At 62.6% G+C, this 2,850-nt stretch carries 3 protein-coding genes; 1 reads left to right on the forward strand and 2 read right to left on the reverse strand.

The annotated features are described in order from the left end of the window. Window positions 1–28 precede the first annotated feature (28 nt). Both QGG75_05430 and QGG75_05435 read right to left on the reverse strand, forming a co-directional pair. The gene (locus QGG75_05430) at window positions 29–442 is read right to left on the reverse strand and encodes a cobalamin-dependent protein (GenBank protein MDP6066683.1); all 414 of its coding nucleotides are present in this window, start codon (window positions 440–442) and stop codon (window positions 29–31) included. A 15-nt stretch (window positions 443–457) separates the two neighbouring features. Further along, window positions 458–2,080, reverse strand: a complete 1,623-nt coding sequence (locus QGG75_05435; GenBank protein ID MDP6066684.1) for a methylmalonyl-CoA mutase family protein — start codon at window positions 2,078–2,080, stop codon at window positions 458–460. 156 nt (window positions 2,081–2,236) lie between these two features. Here QGG75_05435 and QGG75_05440 point away from each other — a divergent pair, with 156 nt between their 5' ends. Continuing rightward, window positions 2,237–2,842 (forward strand): TetR/AcrR family transcriptional regulator, encoded by a 606-nt coding sequence (locus tag QGG75_05440; GenBank protein MDP6066685.1) that lies wholly within the window; start codon window positions 2,237–2,239, stop codon window positions 2,840–2,842. Window positions 2,843–2,850: the final 8 nt, after the last annotated feature.

Consider the following 2,850-nt stretch of genomic DNA (forward strand, 5'->3'; position numbering starts at 1 on the left):
CGTCAGCGCCCCATTTTTTTGGCCCGCCTCAGGCCGCGGCTCCCCGGCCCCGAGCGTTGGCCGCCAGGTAGTCGACGATGGCCTCGCCCTGGCTGCCCGGGGGAAAGATCCTGGCCACGCCACGGGCCAACAGGCTTTCGATCTGGCGCGGCGGTATGTGGCCGCCGACGACCACCGGAACGTCAGCCAGATCGCTCTCCTCGACCAGCTCCATGAGGTCTTCGATGAGGGCGAAATTGGAGGCGTGGCTGCTGATGCCGATGAGGTCGACGTCCTCGTGAAGGGCGGCGTTGACGATCATGGCCGGAGTCTGGTTGACACCGAGATAGACCACCTCGAAGCCGGCGTCGCGCAACAGCGTGGCCACCACCTCGGCGCCTGTGGTGTGGCTGTCGAGGCCGATCATCGAGACCAGCATCTTGATGCCTTTACCTTGGTTCATGGATTGGTCCCCGTGCTAGCCCAGCTCGTAAGGGCAATCGATCATCTCGAAATGATCGTACTTGAGCCCCCGGGCCAGGCGAATGGTGCCCATGACCTCGCCGGCCGTGGCGTAGACCTTGACCGCCTCGATGATGGCCGGCATCAGGTTGAAGCGGTTTTCTTTTCGTGCGTCGGCGTAGAGGCGCTTGAGAGCGGCCTGGATGACGGCTGTGTCCCGGGTCTTCTTCCATTCCTCCATGCGCTTGGCGATGGCTTCCGAATCGCTGGCCTCGACTTCTTGTACCGGGATCTCGAAGGCTTCCTCTTCCTCGGGGATGGTCAGGTGGTTGACGCCCACCACCAGCCGTTCGCCGTCGTTCATCTGGCGGAACTTGAGGTTGGCTTCCTCCTGCATCATGGCCTGGATGAAACCCTGTTCGATGGCCGCCACCAAACCGCCCTGGGCGTCGATCTCTTCCAGCACGCGGTAGCCCGCAGCCTCCACCTCGTTGGTCAGGCTTTCGACGAAGTAGGAACCGGCCAGCGGGTCGACCACGTCGGCCACACCGGTCTCCTCGGCCACGATGTGCTGGGTATTGAGCGACATCAGCGCCGCCAGGGCCGAGGGCTCGGCGTGGGCGTTGTCCAGCGTGGCGTTATCGAGCGCCGTGCAGCCCACCATGGCCCCGGCCAGGGTCTGGATGGCGCTGCGGGCGATGTTGTTCAAGGGCTGCTGGTAGGTCATGACGCGGCCCGAGGTGTGGACGGCGATCAGCAGCTGGCAGGACTTTTCGTCCTTGGCGTCGAAGTGTTCCTTGGCCATCTTGGCCCACATGCGGCGAAGCGCCCGGACCTTGGCGACTTCCTCGAAAAAGCGCGAGCCGATCGAGACCAACTGGTAGGGCACGCGCATGGCTTCTTCGAATGCCAGGCCGCGCTCATTGACCAGGCGGCCGCAGACCTCCTTCAGCATGGAAAGCTCGATGGCCAGCATCTGGGCGTTGTTGCCGCCCGATTCCTGGAAATGCTGGCCCACCAGGCCGCCGCGCATCTTGATGCGGTTGCGCACCACGTATTCCGAAACGTCCAAAAAGAGCTTCATGTTGAGGTCGAAGGGGTGCACGTCGGTCTGGCCGAAGACGTTGCCGAAGGGCGATTCGAAGACCGAGCCGTGGATCTCGCTGGGATCGATGCCGCGTTTCTCGGCCAGCGCTATGACGTAGGCGAGGCGCAGCGACGAGGGCGCGCAGCAGCCCAAGAGCGTGATCGACTGGCCGGTCAGCGGGATATCCTCCATCAACTCCTCGAATTCCAGCAGCGACGAGCCCGGCCAGCCCAGCACGCCGTTCTCGCGCCGGGCCAGCGGGTGGTCGGCATCGATGCAGGAACACGAGACGCGATCATGGATGACGCACATGCCGCCCTTCTGCCCCATCTCGCGATACTTTTTCAGAACCTTGTTGGCGTCCTTGGACGACCCCAGCCCGGCCGTCATGCGCCGCGTCCACATGCGGCTGCGGTAGCCGGCCTCGTAATAGCCCCGGGTGTAGGGGAAACTGCCGGGATCGCCGAGATCGCGCTGGTAATCCAATCCATCGACATCGCCGGGCCCGTAGACCGGTTTGATTTCGTAGCCATAGTCGGTGGCGTATTTCATGATTGCTCTCCTGCGCCGGTGCTGGTCCCAGATCCTGCCGACAAACAGATCACAGGCGGGGACTGGAATCAATATTTTTCTAACGACAATTAGAAACTAACATTAATTAGAATTTCCTCTATACTGGCAGCCAGCGAAACCTTTCGAGATGGGCCTGTGAAGCCAAATAACGAACAAAAGGCCAGCAAATCCCAAAAGACACGCGAACGCGTGCTCGACGCGGCGGCCAAGATATTCCGCCAGAAAGGCTACGCGGCCACCCGCCTGGCCGACATCGCGGCGGCCGCCGACACCCAGGCCGGCAGTCTCTACTATCACTTCGATTCCAAGGAACAGCTGCTCGACGAAGTGCTGGAGCGTGGCCACGGCCGCGTCGCCGAAACCGTGCGCCAGCGTATCAATGAGCTGGGCCCGGCGGCCAGCTACCGCGACCACTTGGCCGTCGCCATCCTGGCGCACCTGGAAATCAACCTGCGCCACGACGACTACGCCGCCGCCAACATCCACCTGCACAACCAAGTCCCCGAGGCCATCCGCCAACGCCACATCCAAAAACACCGCGCCTACGCCGCCTACTGGCACGACCTTTTCGCCAAGGCCCGGACGGCCGGCGAGATCCGCGCCGACGTCGACATCTCGATGGCACGACTGAACTTATTCGGCATGATGAACTGGTCGATCGAATGGTACCGGCCGGGGCGTCTCGAGATCGAGGAACTGGCCGACAGCATGTGCCGGACGTTGTTTGACGGGATAACGTGAGGGTTATT

Source organism: Alphaproteobacteria bacterium (assembly GCA_030740435.1).
Lineage (GTDB): Bacteria > Pseudomonadota > Alphaproteobacteria > UBA2966 > UBA2966.